This window comes from Novosphingobium umbonatum, from assembly GCF_004005905.1.
GTDB lineage: Bacteria > Pseudomonadota > Alphaproteobacteria > Sphingomonadales > Sphingomonadaceae > Novosphingobium > Novosphingobium umbonatum.
Genome location: NZ_SACO01000009.1, coordinates 104,108 through 122,252 on the forward strand (window position 1 = coordinate 104,108; position 18,145 = coordinate 122,252).

Sequence of the window (18,145 nt, forward strand, 5' to 3'; positions counted from 1 at the left end):
GGGACGATATTCCCGGCTGTCCGGGGCCTTTTTATCATGACGTCTGAATTGGGTGTTTACTCTCCAACTCTTACCACTTGGTGATGCCATGCCCCTGCGTTTGTAGACAGGGGGCGTGACGAGTTATTCACCGTGTTGTTGACACTGGTGAAAGTTGCGCGAGATAGGCGGCGGCGCGATCGGCAAAGGGAGTGTCGGGCGCGGCCTTCAGCACCGATTCCCAGCTTTTGCGCGCGGCATCCTCATGGCCCGACAGGATGGCGATCACGCCCGCCTCCACGCCGATTTCGGGGTCTTGCGGAGCAAGGCGGGCGGCGGTTTCGATCTGCACCTGCGCATTGGGCAAATTGCCCATCCGGCGGGACAAGGTGGCCGACAGCAGCCAGACCTGCGGCTCATCGGGCAGATAGGTGCGGGCGCTGGACAGGGCTTTTTCGGCCTCCGTGCTCTGGTTCAAGGCTACCAAGGCCCGCGACCGGTCCAGCGCGATGCCACCGGCCAAAGTGGTCTTGCCCGCGGCCAGCGCGTCGCCTTGCGCGGTGTCGAGCAGGCCCAGCGCGCGGCGGGCATGGGTCTCGCTGATCCCTTGGGCCAGCACGGCATTGCCCGCCATGCCCGCCAGTTGGGAACGCAGCACCATATCGCTGGCCGCCGCATCGCGCCCTGCGGTGAAGGCGGCTTCGGCCTTGGCCCATTGGCCCTGTGCGGCCAGCGCGCTGCCAAGGCAGAGCTGGGGTTGTGCTGTGGCGGAAACCGAGGCGGTGGGCGTGCCGCTGGCGGATGGTCCGGCGGCGGGGGTAGGATGCGCCGCTTCTTCCAGCCAGACGCGGGCGGTGTTGGCCGCCTCGGCCGGATCGCCATCGACCATGTCAAGGCAGGCTTTCAACCGGCTGGGCGGGGTGGGAATGTCAAAGATCACCCCTTTGGGGCGGCGCGGATTGGGCGCTTTGGCGGGGCGGTCCAATTGGGGCAGGTTGAGACCGGCAATGCCTTGGCCCAGCGCGCTGGCCTGGGCAACAAGGGGGAGCAGGATAAGGGCAAGGGGCATGAGGGGCCTTTAGACGAGCGAGCCGATAGTGGTCAGCAGCAAGGCAATATCGCTCTCGCGGCTGAGCCGGTGATCGCCTGCTTTGACCAGAATCGTCTGAACATCATCCGAACGCAGTATGGCCATCAGGCGCTGGCTGATCTGTGGCGGGACGACATCATCCTCCATGCCATGCAACAGGCGGACGGGACAGGTGAGGTCAATGGGCGCTTCGAGTAGGCGGACATTCTGCCCGTCGGCCCAGAATTTGGCGTAGGTGGGCGTGGGTTCCGGCCCATAGGGATTGGGGCGGAAATGGGTCAGGCCGCTGGAGAGCAGGGCCTTGGCATCATCGGGGAAGCCCCATTGGGTAAAGTCCGGCGCGGCGGCAATGCCGACCATGGCCTGCACACGCTGCGGTATGGCCAGCGCCACCAGCAGCATGATCCAGCCCCCCATGCTGGACCCCACCAGCACCAGCGGGCCTTGCGTCAGCGCCTCGATCAAGGCCAGCGTATCATCGCGCCAGCGGGAAAGGCTGCCTTGCGCAAATTCCCCGTCCGAGCGGCCACAGCCCGAATAATCAAGGCAGAGGCAGCCAAGTCCTTGATCCTTGGCCCAGTCATAGGTCGCCAGCGCCTTGGACCCTTGCATGTCGGACATATAGCCCGAGAGGAACACCAGCGTGGGCCGGTCGGCCGTGGCGGGGGGCGTGTGGCGATAGGCAAGGCGCAGGCCATCGGGCAGCGCGTGGAATTGGGCGTCAGTCATGGCTGTCTTTTGGCGCGATGTTTCCTGTCAGTCACGCAGGAAAATGCTTTCGATCGGCAGGCCAAACACATCGGCAAGGCGGAAGGCCAGTGGCAGGGATGGATCATATTTGCCGGTTTCAATCGCATTGACCGACTGGCGTGAAACCTCCAGCCTGTCGGCCAGATCCTGCTGGCTCCAGCCTTTTTCGGCGCGCAGCACGCGCAGGCGGTTGTTCATGACGCTTCATCCGCAGCGGCATTCTGTTCCATGCGGCGAAGCTCAAACCCGTTCCAGATTGCGCCCACGCCCAGCCCCATGAACCAGAAAAAGGCCGCGCCAAAGCCGTGATGCCCAGCGGGCAAGACATCGAAATTCTGCAAAAAGTCCCAGATGGTGGTGACGCCCAGACAGAAGCCGGTGGCGATCAAGGCCTGTCGCACAAACAACATGCGCCAGAACTCGTCCTGCTCCTCCACCAACAGGCGCATCACTGTCCACACCACCCCCAGCACCGGCAGCGCGGGCAGAATGGCAAGCGCGATGTTCCAAGGGGCGGGCGGGGGCGCATGGCGGAACAGCCAGCCCATGGCCAGCATCAGTACCATAAAGCTGCCCATAAACAGGGTGAGGCGGCGGGCATAGCGACGGATGGCGGGGGAATGGGGTTGCGCCATGGAAAGCTCCTTTGTCTGAATGACAAGCTCGCTTTACATCAATGGCGTTGAATTTGTCAAGCGTCCTTTCCATATCTCGCTCTGCCCTCTGCCGCATGGCCTGCTTTTACAAGGTTGAGCCTTGCGCCTTGGCCCGCTAAGGCAGGCTCCATGTCGAACATGCTCAAGATCACCCTGCCCGATGGTTCCATCCGTGAAATGGCGGAAGGCTCCACCCCCTATGATGTCGCCGCCGCGATTGGGCCTGGCCTCGCCAAGGCCGCGATTGCCGCGCGGATTGATGGCGAATTGGTGGATCTCACCCGCCCCTTCACAGGTGATGCGGCGCTGGCGCTGGTGACCGGCAAGGATGAAAAGGACGCGCTGGAACTGGCGCGGCACGATTTTGCCCATGTGCTGGCCGAGGCGGTGCAGGCTTTGTTCCCCGGCACGCAGATCACCTTTGGTCCGGCCACGGATGATGGCTTCTATTACGATTTCGCGCCTGCGGAACGTCCGTTTACCGACGAAGACCTGCCCGCGATTGAGGCGGAGATGCGCAAGATCATCGCCGCCAACAAGCCCCTGCGCCGCGAGGTATGGAGCCGCGAACAGCTGATCAGCCGCTGGAAGCAGCAGGGCGAATCGTTCAAGGCCGAATGGGCCGCCGAATTGCCCGAGGATGAAGAGCTGACGGTTTACTGGTCGGGCGATGACTGGCTGGATATGTGCAAGGGGCCGCATCTGCCCTCCACCGGCAAGCTGGACCCCAATGCCTTCAAGCTGACCCGCGTGTCGGGTGCCTATTGGCGCGGCGACCAGAAGAATGCGATGCTCAGCCGCATCTATGGCACGGGCTGGCTGAACAAGAAGCAACTCGACGCGCATATGCTGCGCCTTGAGGAAGCGGCCAAGCGCGACCATCGCAAGCTGGGTCAGGAAATGGACCTGTTCCACCTGCAAGCCGAGGCCCATGGCAGTGTGTTCTGGCACCCCAAGGGCTATATGATCTGGCGCGAGCTGGAAGCCTATATGCGTCGTGCGATTGATGGCACGGGGTACAAGGAAGTGAAGACGCCGCAGGTGATGGACGCCCGCCAGTGGGAACAGTCCGGCCACTGGGGCAAATATCGCGAAAACATGTTCGTCATCCCCGACGAGGCGCCCAACACCGAGGAAGAAGGCCCGCTGGTATCCGATGATGCCGAGTGGATGGCCTTGAAGCCGATGAACTGCCCCGCGCATGTGCTGATCTTCCGTCAGGGCATCAAGTCCTATCGCGAGCTGCCCCTGCGTCTGGCCGAAATGGGCTGTTGCCACCGCAACGAGCCGCATGGCGCGCTGCATGGCATCATGCGCGTGCGCCAGTTCACGCAGGACGATGGCCATATCTTCTGCCGCGAAGACCAGATCGTGGAGGAGGTGAAGGCCTTCTGCGAGCTGGCCGACCGCGTGTATAAGGATTTCGGTTTCAAATATGAGATCAAGCTGGCGCTGCGCCCCGAAAAGCGTTTCGGCAGCGAGGAAATGTGGGATCTGGCCGAGACGGAGCTGCGCAATGCGGTGGTCAATGCCGGTTTGGCCACGGAAGAATATGGCTGGGAAGAATTGCCGGGCGAAGGCGCGTTTTACGCTCCCAAGCTGGAATGGCATTTGACCGACGCGATTGGCCGGACGTGGCAATGCGGCACGATCCAGTCGGACCGCGTGCTGCCCGAACGTCTGGACGCCAGCTATATTGCCGAGGATGGCGAGAAGCACCGCCCCGTGATGCTGCACCGTGCGATTCTGGGTTCCTATGAACGTTTCATCGGCATTCTGATCGAGCATTTCGCGGGCAAGCTGCCGGTATGGCTGGCCCCTGTTCAGGCGGTGGTGGCCACCATCGTGTCGGATGCCGATGACTATGCCCATGACGCCGTGGCGCAATTGCGCGCCGCGGGCATCCGTGTGGAATCCGACATCCGCAACGAGAAGATCAACTACAAGGTGCGCGAGCACTCGCTGCAAAAGGTCCCCTATCTGCTGGTGGTGGGCAAGCGCGAGGCCGAGGAAGGTACCGTGGCGATCCGCCGTCTGGGCGAACAGGCGCAGAAGGTTGTGCCCTTGGCCGAGGCGATCGCTTTGCTGAAGGGTGAGGCTCTGGCGCCTGACCTGCGCTAAAATCTTTATCGCGCGAACAGGAAGCGGCGGCCTTTGCATAAAAGGCCGCCGTTTTGTTTGGGCCTATTGCGGCTTTCTTAAAGCCTCGTCCCGGATGCGCGTCGCAGGTCCGCTCAGTGTGAGGTTGAACTGGCTGGCGCGGCACTGGCACCCTGAATTGTCGATTATGCTGGCTCGTACCCCCTGATGGCGCTCTGCTGGTAATTCGATCCAGTGTCCACTTTTTCGATCCTCGTCCGAAGCAGATGCGGTGATGGTATGCGTGCTTGGTGTTAAAAATGCCAAGCATAATCATGACTTTATGCCATTATTGCGCTTTTCAGAAGGCGGCTGCCTCGGCTACTATACCCCGGAATCAGGGAGCGGGGGTGCTGCCTGTCTGTGAAATATCGCAAGATGGGGCATGCTTCAGTGGATTTTATCAAATCTGTGATGTCGAAAACGCTGTCTTCTATTGAGCATCGCAAGGATATTGATGGTTTGCGGTGTGTCGCGGTGATGGCGGTTTTGCTTAACCACTTTACCTTTGGTCCTACCGGTGGCGGTTTTGTTGGCGTGGATATTTTCTACGTCATATCAGGGTACTTGATTACTGGAATTCTTCAAAAAGAAATTGACAGGTCGGGAACGGTTTCCATCATCGGCTTTTACGAGCGGCGTGCTCGACGTATTATGCCGGCATTTTTTGCTACGGTCATGATTTGCCTTCTCTACGGCTATGCGGTTCTCATGCCTTCGGAATATTTTTTGCTGGGTAAGCAGGCAATATTCTCGACCATGTTTGTTTCAAATATATTCCTGTATTTAACGACTGACTATTTTTCCGATCTCAGCGTAACTCTTCCGCTTCTTCATACGTGGTCACTGGCTGTTGAAGAGCAGTTTTACATATTTTTCCCGATAGTTTTCTTAATGATGAAACGGAGCTGCGGGAAGACGACGCCATTAATCCTATGGCTCTTGGCCATCTTGTCTTTGGCTCTGTCGCAATGGCAGGTCCTTAATGATAAGGATGCCGCTTTCTATCTCCTTCCAGCGCGCGCGTGGGAGTTGCTGGTTGGCTCGTTATTAGCCGTCGGTGCTGTTCCGCTGGTAGCGGCCCGAATCTGGCGCGAAATGGCGTCGGCCACCGGTTTTATTCTGATCGCTATTGGTGTGTTGATGTATGATCGCAATACCCCCTTTCCAGGCGTGACGGCGCTTCTGCCCTGCCTTGGTACGGGGTTGATCATATGGAGCGGCAGTTTACGCGAAACGACACCTACCTTGGTCGCCCGCGCCCTCTCCGTTGCTCCCGTGCAGTTTGTTGGCCTGATTTCTTATTCTCTTTATATAATTCATTGGCCAATTGTGGTTTTTTATCGAATGCAGGTGCATTATTCATTGAATTTGATGGATAAATGCATTTTGCTGATCTCGTCAATTACGCTGGCGACCCTATTGTGGCGCTGGGTTGAAACACCGTTCCGCAACAAGCTATTGGCTGGAGACCGGCGAGGAATCTTTCGGTTTTCTTGCGCTGGAATGGCCGTGACGGCGGCAATTTCCGGCGCCGTTCTGCTAACCAAAGGCGCTGAGTCCCGCTTGACCCCTGAACAAGTCCGAATCGCATCCTATCTAGACTATGATGATACCGAGCAATTTCGTCGCGGGCGCTGCTTTATCACCTATCGTGAACAGTTCGCGAAGGATTACGACCGGGCGCATTGTTTACAACCTGAGCCTGACCGGCCGAATTATGTCATTTTTGGTGATAGTCACGCCGCAGATTTATGGACTGGCCTCAATCAGGTATTTCCCGACAAGCATTTCATGCAAGCGACCGTCGCTGGTTGCTCGTGGAACGTGTATGGCGTCGACAGAAATTGCAGGGAACTGTTCGACTTTTTTGAAAAGCAATGGCATCCTGATCAGCGCATCGATGGTGTCATCTTGTCATTTCGCTGGAATCCTAAGCTGAAGGACCAGATCCCCCGCTATGTTGCCTTGGCGCGTCGGTTGTCCGGTAAAGTTTATTATGTGGGGCCGAGCGTGGAATATAATTTCTCGCTGCCTCGGGTGTTGGTCAAGTCGGCAATGAAGAACGCCCCCGAATTGGTGGCACGAGATCGCGCCTTTATGGGAGCTTTGGGGCCAAGGGAGCGCGATGAACAGATAAAGTCGGCCGTGTTGACGGCGGGGGCATCCTATGTATCGGCTTATGATGCCTTATGCCCTCGAGATCAATGCGCCACCCTGACCTCCGATCGGGTGCCGGTGCAATTTGATTATGGCCATCTTACCAGCGGTGGGGCGATTCTGGTGGCCAAGGCGTGGAAGGACGGGGGCACTTTCCCCTGATCGACGGGGCTGAAATTGGACGACAAGGATCGATATTGCTTTTTGATCCTTCGTGTACCTGCCGCATTCCCGCTTGACCTCGGCCCTGCATGCCAGCACCTATGGAATGGTTTACATAGAACAGGCTGGAGAGGCAGATATGATCAATCGTCGTGGGTTTATCGGGCAGGCGGGCGCATTGGTTTTGGCCGGTGGGGCGCTGTCGGGCGGTGCTGCTGCATGGGCAAAGGGGGCGGGCAAAGTCCGGCCTTTCGGTATCCAGCTGTGGTCGGTGGCCAAAATGCTGGCCGAGGATTTTGAAGGGACGATTGGTTGGCTGGCCAGCCTTGGCTATCGCGAGCTGGAAACCTATGGCCCCTATCCTTTCAGCGACGAGCGCAATCAGGCCAGTTGGAAAGCGGTCACGCCGGGGCTGGGCTTTTCGGGTAGCGGTTTCTTTGGCCGCAGCGTCACGCAGGTTGGCGCCTTGTTCCGGCAGCATGGCATGCGCGCCCGCTCGATGCATACCGACCTCTATACGCTGCAAACCAACATGGGCGCTTTGGCCGAGGCAGCCCATGCGCTGGGGGCCAGCTATGTGACGCTGCCCAGTCTGGCGGCTGAATTGCCCAAGACGATTGATGATTATAAAAAGGCGGCCGATCTGCTCAACCGGATCGGCGCCGATGCCACGCGCCATGGCGTGCGCTTTGCCTATCACAACCACGGCTATGGCCTGTCGGCGATCAATGGGCAGGTGCCGCTCGATGTGCTGCTGTCCGCGACCGATCCGGCGCATGTGTTCTTTGAACTGGACACCTATTGGACCTTGGCGGGCGGCGCGGATCCGGTCGATTATCTGACCCGTTACAAGGGCCGCTACAAGATGGTCCATCTCAAAGACATGAAGGGCCATCACCGTTTTTCCGGCGATGGTGGCACGTCGAATCAATGGATCGAGATGTTCCAGTATCTGACCTATCTGGGCGATGGTTCGGCCGATATGAAGGGGATTATCGCGGCGGCGGAAAAGTCGGGCGTGGAACATTTCTTTGTCGAGCAGGACCGCGCGGAGGATCTGAAACTGGCGGTGCGGTCGAGCGCGGCCTATCTTAAAGGGCTTGGTTTCCGTTAAAATTCAGGCGGGCGGGGAAACTGTTGGCAAGTGCCCCGCCCCCGCTTGTGGCGTGAAGCCGCGCCCCTCTATCGGGCGGGCATGAGTATCATCGCCACGATCATGAATTCGGCCACCGGCCAGCCCATCCAGAAAATGACTTTCCAGCGCATGCCCAAGCCATGGGTCTCGATCCATCTGGCCAGTGGCGAGATGGTGACCGCCGACCGCGTCCATGTGGGCAAGCCCGCACCGGGCAAATTTGCCGCGCCGGTCGAAGTCTGGGTGACGCCCAAGCGATAGGCTTGCTGCGGGCTTGCGGCGCCCACAAGTTCTCCTTGGCCCGTGCAAACGAAGGCTTGGAGGACAGATTTCAACTTGATCGGTAGATATTCCCCCGTCTGGCGCCCCGCGCCATAAAAAGATACCACAGCGGGCGGTAGGGCTGCATCTGGCCATGCCAAGGCGCGATCGGGGGAATAATGCAGTTCTTCGAGCATTTTGACGGTCTGCACGCCATTGCGGGCCTGTTGGTCGGCCTGTTGGTCGGCCTGACCGGCGTGGGCGGCGGGTCTTTGATGACGCCGCTGCTGGTTTTGATGTTTGGTGTCAATCCGCAAACGGCGGTTGGCACGGACCTGCTTTACGCCTCGATCACCAAGACCACCGGTTCGGCCGTGCATGGCTGGCGCGAGACGGTGGACTGGAAAATCGTGCGCCGTCTGGCCTATGGCAGCGTGCCCGCTGCCCTGATCACGCTGGCGGTGCTGGCGCAGACCGGCAAGGTCAATCCCGCGACTCAGCAGGTGATTCTGGTGGCGCTGGCGGTGCTGCTGGGCCTGACGGCGGTTACGGTGCTGTTCCGCGATTCGCTGCTGCGCTTTGCCGGCGAGATTGACCCCATGCGCCCCCGTTCCAAAGTGGTGGCGGCCACCATCCTGCTGGGCGCGGTGATGGGGGTGACGGTGACCGTGTCCTCAGTGGGTGCGGGGGCGATTGGCGTGACCGTGCTGTTGATGCTCTATCCGCGCCTGCCGGTGGTGAAGGTGGTGGGGTCCGATATCGCCCATGCCGTGCCGCTGACCTTGGTGGCGGGGCTGGGCCATTGGATGATCGGGGATGTGAATGGCGTTCTGCTGGCCAATCTGTTGGTTGGCTCGATCCCCGGTGTGATCGTTGGCAGCCTGCTGTCCACCCATGCGCCTGACAAGGTGCTGCGCCCCTTGCTGGCGGCGGTGCTGGTGGTGTCGGCTTGGCAGCTTTATCTCAAAACGCAAAAGGCTGAAGGCGCAAAGCCCAAGCCTGTCGCTACGGCCAGCGCTTTGGCCAAGTAGGCGGCAAGCGGTGAAGCCTGCCGCCTTATCGGTTTAGGCGCAGGGCTCCATTACCTCGGCCACGGCGGCCACTTCGGCGCGGTCGCCAAGAACCAAGCCGACCCGCTGGTGCAGGCTGGTGGGTTGCAGGTCCAGAATGCGGGTTTGCGCATCGGTGGCCGCGCCGCCCGCCTGTTCGATCAGCATGGCCATCGGATTGGCTTCATACATCAAACGTAGCCGCGCCTTGCCCGCCTTGCGCGCATCGGCGGGATAGAGGAACACGCCGCCGCGTTTCAGGATGCGATGGACATCGGCCACCATCGATCCGGTCCAGCGCATATTGTAATCCTCGCCCAGCGGGCCGTCGCTGCCAGCAATGCGTTCCTCGACATAGCGGGCGATGCCGGGCGTCCATTGGCAACGGCGCGCCATGTTGATGGCAAATTCGCGGTTACCCTGCGGCATTTGCAACGGGCCATCGGTCATGCGCCATGCGCCCACTTCGCGGTCCAGCGTAAATTCATAGACGCCTGTGCCAAGGGTGAGCACCAGCAGCGTCTGCGGCCCATACATGGCATAGCCAGCAGCCACCTGCGTCACGCCGGGCTGGAGGAAGTCTTCCTCGGTGATCTCGCGGCCTTCTGCCTGTGGCGGGGCTTTGAGGACCGAGAAGATCGTGCCCACCGACAGGCCAACGTCAATATTGCTGGAGCCGTCGATCGGATCGAACAGCAGCAGATATTCGCCCTTGGGGTAACGGTTGGGGATGAGGTGGATCGTCTCCATTTCCTCCGACGCCATGGCCGCCAGATGGCCGCCCCATTCATTGGCATCGAGCAGCAATTCATTGGCGATCACGTCCAGCTTTTTCTGGACCTCGCCTTGCACGTTCTCTTGCCCCAGACTGCCCAGCACTTCGCCCAGCGCGCCTTTGGAAATGGCGTGGCCGATGGTCTTGCAGGCGCGGGCGACCGTTTCGATCAGCAGGCGCAATTCGGCCGGAAGGATGTTTTCCTGCCTTTGTTGTTCGATCAGAAACCTTGTCAGGGTCGGGCGTTGGGTCATCTTGAGCGCATTCCTCTTTGGGCTGGCTGCCGTCGGTCGGACTGTGGGACGCGGTTGCAAAAGAGTGCTTTTTCAAGCCTTGCATAGGTATGCATGGCAGAGGCGTTGCTGCATTGCAACAGCTTAGTTGGCCCGTGGGCGATGAATTCGCTTGCGTGAATTTTACGCTTTGTCCGGTGATGACGCAGGGGCTGTCGGTTGCCTTGGGCGCGCGGGTTGTTAGGGTTCGGCCCATGGAACAAAACAGCCTTGCCCGTCAGATCACTGGCGAAACGATCAGTCTGAAACAGATCACCGACCTGCTGCGCGAAGGCACGCCGGTGGCTTTGGTGGAATGCGATCTGGATGAACTGGAACTGGGGCGACTCGATCTCGCCGGATGGCGCTTTGAACGGTGCTGTCTGCGCCGCGCCGATCTGGGCGGGGCAAGGCTGGAGCGCACGCAATGGCGGTCCTGTCGTGGGGCCATGGCCAGCTTTCTGGGTGCGGATTTGACTGATGCGGTTTTCACATCCTGCGACATCAACAATGCGGTTTTGCGCAGCGCCCGCCTGTCCGGCGCTTCCTTCACCGGTTGCAAGCTGACCGGCGCGGACCTGACCGAGGCCAAGACGGTGGAGACACATTTCGAGGAAACCCTGCTCTGCGGGGCCAAGTTGACCGGCTTCTCCTTCCGCCGCCAGACTTTGCGGCGGGTGGACATGTCGCAGGCCGATCTGCGCAAGGCCGATTTCCGCGAGACGGCGTTCGAGGCTTGCAGCCTGCGCGATGCGATGTTGATGGGCGCGCGTTTTGACAAGGCCGATTTGCGCGGGGCCGATCTGGGCGGCCTGCGTCTGGTGGATGCCAGCCTTTATCGCGGCGCCACCATTTCGCGCGATCAGGCGGCCGGTTTGCTGGCCGAACTGGGTTTCAAGCTGGGGTAAGGGCCGGCGGCGCCAATCTCTAAACGCCAAAAGAAAAGGGCGAGACCGAAGCCTCGCCCTTTCCTTCGAAAACCGGTCGGAAAGATCCGACCAGCAGCTTCGCGAAATCTTACTTGATTTCGACGGTGCCGCCGGCTTCTTCGATCTTCTTCTTGATGTCTTCGGCTTCAGCCTTCGACACGCCTTCCTTGATCGCCTTGGGAGCGGCTTCCACCAGGGCCTTGGCTTCGGTCAGGCCCAGGTTGGTGATGGCGCGCACTTCCTTGATGACCTGGATCTTCTTGCCACCGTCGCCGGTCAGCACCACGTCGAATTCGGTCTTTTCTTCAGCGGCTTCAGCAGCAGCGCCGCCAGCAGCAGGAGCCGCAACGGCAACAGCGGCAGCAGCCGACACGCCCCATGCTTCTTCCAGAGCCTTGGCGAGGTCAGCGGCTTCCAGGACGGTCAGAGCCGACAGTTCTTCAACGAGCTTGGCGATATCAGCCATGATTTATACTCCAAATTTGGTTTTGACGGGCGCCTTGCGAAATTGCGGTTGGCGGCCCGAGAAAAGGTTTGCCCGCCAAGGGAACAGCCCCCTGGCGAAACTCGAATGTCTTACGCAGCGTCCTTGTCGGCATAGGCGGCGAACACGCGGGCCAGCTTGGCCGCCGGAGCGGTCGAGAGCTGAGCCAGCTTGGTTGCCGGTGCCTGGACAAGGCCGATAAGCTTGGCGCGCAGTTCGTCCAGCGAGGGCATGGAGGCCAGAGCCTTCACACCGTCAGCGTTCAGAACAACGTTGCCCAATCCGCCACCAACGATCTCGATCTTGTCGGTCGTCTTGGCGAATTCCACCACTGCCTTGGCAGCGGCCACCGGATCCACCGACCATGCAAGGGCGGTAGGGCCGGTGAGGAAATCGCCGAGACCATCGTAGGGCGTTTCCTGGGCGGCAAGCTTGGCAAGACGGTTCTTCGCTACCTTATAGGTACCGCCGGCTTCACGGATCTTGTTACGCAGCGTCGTGGACTGCGCAACGGTCAGACCGAGGTTGCGGGTGACAACCACCACGCCAACTTCGTTGAAGATCGCGTTCAGGCTGGCGACCGATTCGGCTTTCTGCGAACGATCCATGCCTAACTCCTTCATCGTGTTCCGTTTGAGGGCAAGCCCCAAGCGGAGGTCACATTTGGCACGGAGGAGACCCCCGTACCGGCTACTGTTGTCTTGGGTCCGGCGACGCAAAAGCGCGGCCCGCCCAAGGCGAGAAGTCCGTTGACGAAGGGAAGGAGGCGGGTTCGGCAGGCGCGATGCGCCGGATCGAACACCCAAAAGCCGCAAAAGTCCAAAAGTGGAGCCAAGCTGCTAAAAATTCTCGTTTCCCCGCCTAGGTTGGAGATTAAGCAAGAGAGTATCCCTTGCGCCAACTGTCTCGGACGGATGAAACCGACGGGACAAGCCCGCCAGAGTCGAGCGCGCCATTACGCAGATGGGCGCCCGGAGTCAAGCGTCGTGCAAGCGTCGTGCAAGCGGCGCGAAGGCGGGGCGGGCAATCGCAAACGGGCAACTAGGCCAACCTCCTTAGGGTTTCGCTAAGCATATTTGTGCCAGAACAGGCCCGCGCCGCAAGCTGGCGGTGCAGAACACATGATCGAGGCCTTTATGATTCCCGCGTCCAGCCCCCAACTGGCCCTGCATGACCAAGGTTGGGCCGATAAGGTTTTTGCCCGCGTGCCGCCGCGCGTGCTGGACCGGATCGAGCAGGTGCTGATTCTGGCGCTCTGGCTGGTGCTGCTGCGCCGTGTGCTGACGTCGGGCAATGGTTATGCGCCGCTGGCGCTGATTTCGGAATCGGTGATCGTGCTGTTCGTGCTGATCCGCCGCCCGACTCAGGCGATATCCATGCGTCTGGGCGACTGGCTGCTGGCGATGGTGGCCACCGCCGCGCCTTTGATGGTGCAGCCGGTGGCGGATGGCTGGCCAATGGTTGCCCCCTATGCGGTGGGTGTGGTTTTGGCGGGCAATCTGGTACAGGCGGGGGCCAAATTGTCGCTGCGTCGCAGTTTCGGCATTGCTCCGGCCAATCGCGGAGTAAAAAGCGATGGCCTCTACCGCTTTGTGCGCCACCCGATGTATGCGGGCTATCTTTTCGTCCATATCGGCATTTTCGCCCTGATGCCCAGCGCGATGAACCTTGTGATCTATGCGCTGGGTTGGTGGGCGCAAATCCTGCGCTTGCTGGCGGAAGAAGCCCTGCTGGGGCGGGACGAGGCCTATGCTGCCTACATGGGCAAGGTGCGTTGGCGTTTGGTGCCGGGGGTGTTTTGAAACCTCGGATCGGGTGCCCAAATGTGGCGCAAACACATTGACTCACCCCACCCCACCGCCTAAAGGCAGCGGGTTCTATCGCTTCGAGCAAGATTGACCCAGCGCGGGGGTTGGTCGCGGAATGGAAGCGGTGGTTTGCATCTGACGCAAAGGGCTGCTGGCCAAGGATCTTACGGGATTATCCGGTAAGGTGTGGTGCCAAGCGGCCTTTTTGTATTTGGACCTTCGGGTTTGAAAATCAGATGTCGCCATTACCGCGCATGGCAGTTTCACGGGGCCTTGGCCGTCTTTTTTCCGCGAAAAAGATGGGTTTGGCCCGCAATGTAAAGAGGCAAAGTACAGCCCTATGGCAACCCAGCCCATCTCGCGCGCTTCGTCAAAGCGTCGCATCCGCAAGATTTTTGGTGACATTCACGAAGTCGTGCCGATGCCGAACCTGATCGAGGTTCAGCGCGAATCCTATGAGCAGTTCCTGCGCTCCAATCCGGCGATCGGCTATGTGTCGGGTCTGGAAAAGACCCTGCGCAGCGTGTTCCCGATTCGCGACTTTGCTGGCACCAGCGAACTCGATTTCGTGCATTATGAGCTGGAAGAGCCCAAGTACGACATTACCGAGTGCCGTCAGCGTGGCATCACCTATGCCGCCCCGATGAAGGTGACGCTGCGCCTGATCGTGTTCGAGGTGGACGCCGAAACCGAAACCCGCTCCGTGCTCGATATCAAGGAGCAGGACGTGTATATGGGCGACATGCCGCTCATGACCGAGAACGGCACTTTCGTCGTGAACGGCACCGAGCGCGTGATCGTGTCGCAGATGCACCGTTCGCCCGGCGTTCTGTTCGATCATGACCGTGGCAAGACCCATTCGTCCGGCAAGTTCCTGTTCGCCGCCCGCGTGATCCCCTATCGCGGTAGCTGGCTGGACTTTGAATTTGACGCCAAGGACATCGTCAACGTCCGTATCGACCGCAAGCGCAAGCTGCCCGTCACGGCGCTGCTGCATGCTCTGGGTCTGAACGACGAGGAAATCCTCCAGCACTTCTACAACACGCTGGTGTGGAACCGCGCTGCCGGTGGCTGGAAGATCCCCTATACCGCCGAAGCATGGCGCGGTGCGAAGCCCAGCTTCGACATCGTCGACGCCGCCAGCGGTGAGGTGGTGTTTGCCGCCGGTACCAAGATCAGCCCCCGTGCCGCCAACAAGGCGGAAAAGGATGGTCTGAAGGATCTGCTGATCCCCACCGACGAAATCTTTGGTCGCTACAGCGCCAATGACGTGATCAACGAAGCCACCGGCCGCATCTATATCGAAGCGGGCGAGGAAGTGACCGCCGAGAATCTGGCCGCGCTGGACGCTGCCGGTATCGATGTGATCGACCTGCTGGATATTGACCACACCTCGACCGGTCCGTGGATCCGCAACACGCTGCAGGCTGATAAGGCTGCTGATCGCGATCACGCTCTGGCCGACATCTATCGCGTGATGCGCCCTGGCGAACCGCCGACGCGCGAAACCGCTGAAGCGCTGTTTGCCGGCCTGTTCTTCGACGCTGACCGCTATGACCTGTCCGCCGTGGGCCGCGTCAAGCTGAACATGCGCCTTGGTCTGGAATGCGACGACACGATCACCACCCTGCGCACCGAGGATATCCTCGCCGTGGTCAAGGAGCTGGTGAACCTGAAGGATGGCAAGGGCGAAGTCGATGACATCGACAACCTTGGCAACCGTCGCGTGCGTTCGGTGGGCGAGCTGCTGGAAAACCAGTATCGCGTCGGCCTGCTGCGCATGGAACGCGCCGTCAAGGAACGCATGAGCTCGGTTGATGTGTCGACCGTGATGCCGAACGACCTGATCAACGCCAAGCCCGCTGTGGCTGCTGTGCGTGAATTCTTCGGCTCCTCGCAGCTCTCGCAGTTCATGGACCAGACCAACCCGCTGTCCGAAGTGACCCACAAGCGCCGCGTTTCGGCCCTTGGGCCGGGCGGTCTGACGCGTGAACGCGCAGGCTTTGAAGTCCGCGACGTTCACCCTACGCACTATGGCCGTATCTGCCCGATTGAAACGCCTGAAGGCCCGAACATCGGTCTGATCAACTCGCTGTCGACCTTCGCCCGCGTGAACAAATATGGCTTCATCGAAACGCCCTATCGCAAGGTGATCGACGGTAAGGTGACCAAGGATGTGGTCTACCTCTCCGCTATGGAAGAGCAGAAGCACACGGTGGCGCAGGCTTCGGCTGAAACCAACGCTGATGGGTCTTTCGTCGAAGAACTGGTCAGCGCCCGTCAGAACGGCGAATTCGTGATGGCGCCGCGTGAAACCGTGACGCTGATGGACGTCAGCCCCAAGCAGCTCGTCTCGGTTGCCGCCTCGCTCATTCCCTTCCTGGAAAATGACGACGCCAACCGCGCGCTGATGGGCTCGAACATGCAGCGTCAGGCTGTGCCGCTGGTGAAGGCCGATGCGCCTTTCGTCGGCACCGGCATGGAAGAAACCGTGGCGCGCGATTCGGGCGCCGCGATTGCGGCAAGCCGCGCAGGCATCGTCGATCAGGTCGACGCTGCCCGTATCGTGGTGCGCGTTTCGGGCGATATCGAGCCGGGCAAGTCGGGCGTGGACATTTACACGCTGCAGAAGTTCGAACGTTCGAACCAGTCGACCTGCATCAACCAGCGCCCGCTGGTGAAGGTGGGCGATGTGGTCGAAAAGGGCGACATTCTGGCCGATGGTCCCTCGACCGAGCTGGGCGAACTGGCGCTGGGCCGCAACGTGCTGGTCGCGTTCATGCCCTGGAATGGCTACAATTACGAAGACTCCATCCTGATCAGCGAACGCATCGTGAAGGAAGACGTCTTCACCTCGATCCATATCGAGGAATTTGAAGTCATGGCCCGCGACACCAAGCTTGGGCCAGAAGACATCACCCGCGACATCCCGAATGTGGGCGAAGAATCGCTCCGCAACCTCGACGAAGCGGGCATTGTCTACATCGGCGCCGAAGTGCACCCCGGTGACATTCTGGTGGGCAAGATCACGCCCAAGGGCGAAAGCCCGATGACGCCGGAAGAAAAGCTGCTGCGCGCCATCTTCGGTGAAAAGGCCAGCGACGTGCGCGACACCTCGCTGCGTCTGCCCCCCGGTGTGGCCGGCACGATTGTCGACGTGCGCGTCTTCAACCGTCACGGTATCGAAATCGACGACCGTACCCGCGCGATCCAGAACGAGGAAATCGAACGCCTCGCCAAGGACCGTGAGGACGAGCGCGCCATTCTGAACCGCGCCACTTTCAACCGCCTGAAGGACATGCTGATCGGTCAGGTGGCCGCAGCAACGCCCAAGGGTCTGAAGAAGGGCGTGGACATCACCGAGGAACTGCTGGCAGAAGTCGAGCGTCACGAGTGGTGGAAGTTTGCCGTGGCCGACGATGCCCGTCAGGTTCAGCTGGAAGCCGCCAAGGCCCAGTATGATGCCGCGATCAAGGCGATCGTCGAAAAGTTCGAAGACCGTAAGGAAAAGCTGGAGCGCGGCGACGAGCTGGCTCCGGGCGTGCTGAAGATGGTCAAGGTGTTCGTGGCGGTGAAGCGCAAGCTGCAGCCGGGCGACAAGATGGCCGGTCGCCATGGTAACAAGGGGATCATCAGCCGCATCCTGCCGCAGGAAGACATGCCCTTCCTCGAAGACGGTACGCCGGTAGACTTCGTGCTGAACCCGCTGGGTGTGCCTTCGCGTATGAACGTGGGGCAGATCTTTGAAACCCATCTGGGTTGGGCGGCGCGCGGCCTTGGTCGCAAGATCGGGGATGCGCTGGATGCATGGCGTGAAGCCAATCCGAACCCCGAAGCCGGTCAGCCGCCGGAAGCTCTGCGTGAGCTGATGATGGACATCTATGGCGAGAGCTATCACGATGAACTGTCGGGCCGCAGCGATGCCGAACTGGTCGAGCTGGCCCAGAACGTGCGCAAGGGCGTTCCCATGGGTTCGCCGGTGTTCGACGGCGCGGTGGAAGCCGACGTGTCGGCCATGCTGCGCAAGGCGGGGCTGGATGAATCGGGTCAGGTGACCCTGTTCGACGGCCGCACCGGCGAGGCGTTTGACCGCAAGGTGACGGTGGGCATGAAATATGTGCTCAAGCTGCACCACTTGGTCGACGACAAGATCCACGCCCGTTCGATCGGCCCCTACAGCCTTGTTACCCAGCAGCCGCTGGGCGGTAAGGCCCAGTTCGGTGGTCAGCGCTTTGGTGAAATGGAAGTGTGGGCGCTGCAGGCCTATGGCGCGGCTTACACGCTTCAGGAAATGCTCACCGTCAAGTCGGACGACGTGGTGGGCCGCACCAAGGTGTATGAAGCCATCGTCAAGGGCGACGATACGTTTGAAGCCGGTATCCCCGAAAGCTTCAACGTGTTGGTGAAGGAAATGCGCTCGCTGGGTCTGAACGTCGAACTCTCGTCGATGACCGACGAAGATGGCGACGATCTGGCCGAGGCGGCGGAGTAACAGT

15 protein-coding genes are annotated in these 18,145 nt (G+C 60.3%); 8 read left to right on the top strand and 7 right to left on the bottom strand.

Annotated elements, in window-relative coordinates; genetic code table 11:
• Positions 1-127 precede the first annotated feature (127 nt).
• From EOE18_RS12465 to EOE18_RS12480, 4 genes are read right to left on the bottom strand one after another with little or no spacing between them, the layout of a single operon-like run.
• Positions 128-1,048, bottom strand: a complete 921-nt coding sequence (locus EOE18_RS12465; protein ID WP_127709994.1) for a tetratricopeptide repeat protein — start codon at positions 1,046-1,048, stop codon at positions 128-130.
• 9 nt (positions 1,049-1,057) lie between these two features.
• A complete protein-coding gene (locus EOE18_RS12470; protein WP_127709996.1) occupies positions 1,058-1,798 on the bottom strand; it encodes an alpha/beta hydrolase in 741 nt (246 codons plus the stop codon).
• A gap of 27 nt (positions 1,799-1,825) precedes the next feature.
• Positions 1,826-2,017, bottom strand: coding sequence for a helix-turn-helix transcriptional regulator (locus tag EOE18_RS12475; RefSeq protein ID WP_127709998.1), 192 nt, complete (start codon positions 2,015-2,017; stop codon positions 1,826-1,828).
• Entirely contained in the window at positions 2,014-2,454 is a 441-nt protein-coding gene (locus EOE18_RS12480) for a hypothetical protein (RefSeq protein ID WP_127710000.1), read from the bottom strand. The genes EOE18_RS12475 and EOE18_RS12480 overlap by 4 nt, the downstream gene beginning before the upstream one ends.
• Before the next feature lie 150 nt (positions 2,455-2,604).
• Here EOE18_RS12480 and thrS point away from each other — a divergent pair, with 150 nt between their 5' ends.
• The 5 genes from thrS to EOE18_RS12505 all read left to right on the top strand — a co-directional run bounded on the left by thrS (position 2,605) and on the right by EOE18_RS12505 (position 9,363).
• Positions 2,605-4,596, top strand: a complete 1,992-nt coding sequence (gene thrS / locus EOE18_RS12485; protein ID WP_127710002.1) for a threonine--tRNA ligase — start codon at positions 2,605-2,607, stop codon at positions 4,594-4,596.
• 381 nt (positions 4,597-4,977) lie between these two features.
• Positions 4,978-6,936: an acyltransferase family protein gene (locus tag EOE18_RS12490; protein ID WP_127710004.1), complete on the top strand. Its 1,959-nt coding sequence runs from the start codon at positions 4,978-4,980 to the stop codon at positions 6,934-6,936.
• A gap of 139 nt (positions 6,937-7,075) precedes the next feature.
• Positions 7,076-8,050, top strand: a complete 975-nt coding sequence (locus tag EOE18_RS12495; protein WP_127710006.1) for a sugar phosphate isomerase/epimerase family protein — start codon at positions 7,076-7,078, stop codon at positions 8,048-8,050.
• Positions 8,051-8,131: 81 nt separating this feature from the next.
• A complete protein-coding gene (locus tag EOE18_RS12500; protein ID WP_127710080.1) occupies positions 8,132-8,332 on the top strand; it encodes a hypothetical protein in 201 nt (66 codons plus the stop codon).
• Positions 8,333-8,511: 179 nt separating this feature from the next.
• Positions 8,512-9,363, top strand: a complete 852-nt coding sequence (locus tag EOE18_RS12505) for a sulfite exporter TauE/SafE family protein (protein ID WP_127710008.1) — start codon at positions 8,512-8,514, stop codon at positions 9,361-9,363.
• Between the two features lie 33 nt (positions 9,364-9,396).
• Here the strand turns inward: EOE18_RS12505 and EOE18_RS12510 are convergent, their stop codons facing one another.
• Entirely contained in the window at positions 9,397-10,410 is a 1,014-nt protein-coding gene (locus tag EOE18_RS12510; protein WP_127710010.1) for a class 1 fructose-bisphosphatase, read from the bottom strand.
• A gap of 233 nt (positions 10,411-10,643) precedes the next feature.
• Between EOE18_RS12510 and EOE18_RS12515 the strand changes: the two genes are divergently transcribed.
• Positions 10,644-11,336: a pentapeptide repeat-containing protein gene (locus EOE18_RS12515; RefSeq protein ID WP_127710012.1), complete on the top strand. Its 693-nt coding sequence runs from the start codon at positions 10,644-10,646 to the stop codon at positions 11,334-11,336.
• A gap of 109 nt (positions 11,337-11,445) precedes the next feature.
• Here the strand turns inward: EOE18_RS12515 and rplL are convergent, their stop codons facing one another.
• Entirely contained in the window at positions 11,446-11,823 is a 378-nt protein-coding gene (gene rplL, locus EOE18_RS12520; RefSeq protein ID WP_127710014.1) for a 50S ribosomal protein L7/L12, read from the bottom strand.
• A 110-nt stretch (positions 11,824-11,933) separates the two neighbouring features.
• Positions 11,934-12,449 (bottom strand): 50S ribosomal protein L10, encoded by a 516-nt coding sequence (gene rplJ, locus EOE18_RS12525; RefSeq protein ID WP_127710016.1) that lies wholly within the window; start codon positions 12,447-12,449, stop codon positions 11,934-11,936.
• Positions 12,450-12,962: 513 nt separating this feature from the next.
• On the opposite strand from rplJ, the gene EOE18_RS12530 reads away from it, so the two are divergent.
• Together EOE18_RS12530 and rpoB are read left to right on the top strand one after the other, a co-directional pair.
• Positions 12,963-13,643 carry a methyltransferase family protein gene (locus tag EOE18_RS12530; protein WP_220446008.1) on the top strand — a complete coding sequence of 227 codons (681 nt, stop codon included), beginning with the start codon at positions 12,963-12,965 and terminating at the stop codon, positions 13,641-13,643.
• A gap of 346 nt (positions 13,644-13,989) precedes the next feature.
• The gene (rpoB, locus tag EOE18_RS12535) at positions 13,990-18,141 is read left to right on the top strand and encodes a DNA-directed RNA polymerase subunit beta (protein ID WP_127710018.1); all 4,152 of its coding nucleotides are present in this window, start codon (positions 13,990-13,992) and stop codon (positions 18,139-18,141) included.
• Positions 18,142-18,145 lie beyond the last annotated feature (4 nt).